We start from the raw sequence: 1,438 nt of genomic DNA, 5'->3' as shown, positions 1-1,438 counted from the left end.
TCCTAGTAGCACTTTGTTAGGTTATTGCTGGAAGGTCTTTTAATCTCTACACAAGTCTGTTAATTTTGGGTCATGAACGATGAACAGATCGAGGCATTGAGATTCGAGCTGGAGGACTTCGTAGCCGAGGTCTTCGCCTCGCTTCCACGGTCAGACCAACGCATGAAGGGCACCTTATACCTGCGGGGCTTGATGCTTGACGGGCGACGCAAGTCGATCCAGCCGATGGCCGAACGGCTCGGCATCGATCACCAGCAACTCCAGCAGTTCACCGCCTCCTCCACCTGGGCGGTGGAGCCGGTGCGGCGCAGGATCGCAGGGCGTGCCATCGAGGCGATATCCCCGGAGGCGTGGGTCATCGACGACACCGGATTCGCGAAGGAAGGCACCGCATCCCCGGGGGTAGCCAGGCAGTATTCGGGAACCCTGGGAAAAATCGGGAACTGCCAAGTCGCAGTATCATTGCACGCCGCCACCGATGAAGCTTCCTGCCCGCTGAACTGGCGCCTCTATCTGCCTGAGGCCTGGGACGGTGACTATGCTTCGAGCAACGAGGCCGCCCAGATTTCCCAGGAACGCCGGGAACGTGCAGGCATCCCCGAAACCGTCCGCCACACCAAGAAATGGGAGCAGTCCCTGGAGATGATCGACGAACTCGCCGCCTGGGGACACAAACCCCCGGCGGTGGTGGCCGACGCCGGCTACGGGGACACCACAGCCTTCCGGCTGGGCCTGACCGAACGCGGCATCAACTACGTGGTGGCCGTGACCTTCACGACCTCCGCACACCTAGCCACCGCCACGCCACAGATACCCGAACGCACCAGCACCAGGGGGCGGACGCCATTGGCGCAGTACCCCGATCCGCCGCTTTCGCTCAAGGCTCTGGCACTGGCCACCGGACGCAAAGCATTGCACCAGGCCACATGGCGCCACGGAACCAAGAAACGACCGGGAAACACGACCGCGGCCATGAAATCCAGGTTCATGGCCCTGCGCATCCGACCAGCCAACCGCGACATCCCACTGAACGCGGACAGGACCCTGCCCGAGGTCTGGATGGTGGCCGAGTGGCCCGTGCACGAGCCGGAACCAACCGACTACTGGATCAGTAACCTGCCCGCCGACACACCCCTGAAAACTCTGGTCAAGCTGGCAAAGATGAGATGGAGGATCGAACACGATTATCGGGAACTGAAGACCGGGCTGGGCCTGGATCACTTCGAGGGACGGTCTTTCAATGGCTTTCACCGCCACCTCACTCTCGTGAGTGCTGCGCACCTGTTCATCACCCTGAAAAGGCTCAAAGCCCCAAAAGACCAGGGGGCAACTTAAGCCTCTACGAGGTGTTGAAAAATATTCAGCACATCCTCGTTGGAACGCTCGAACGCTGCCCCACCTGCCAGCGACCCCCGCCTACCTAACAAAGTACTACTAG

General features: G+C 60.6%; 1 protein-coding gene. It reads left to right on the top strand.

What is annotated here, in order from left to right:
* Nucleotides 1-72 precede the first annotated feature (72 nt).
* Nucleotides 73-1,335 (top strand): IS701 family transposase, encoded by a 1,263-nt coding sequence (locus ACIOWL_RS21160; RefSeq protein ID WP_400389952.1) that lies wholly within the window; start codon nt 73-75, stop codon nt 1,333-1,335.
* Nucleotides 1,336-1,438 lie beyond the last annotated feature (103 nt).

Origin of the sequence: Glutamicibacter sp. NPDC087344, from assembly GCF_044744225.1 — a bacterium.
In the GTDB taxonomy this organism is placed as follows: domain Bacteria; phylum Actinomycetota; class Actinomycetes; order Actinomycetales; family Micrococcaceae; genus Glutamicibacter.
The sequence above is the reverse complement of the archived record's forward strand: the minus strand, read 5'-3'. Positions and strand labels throughout refer to the sequence as shown.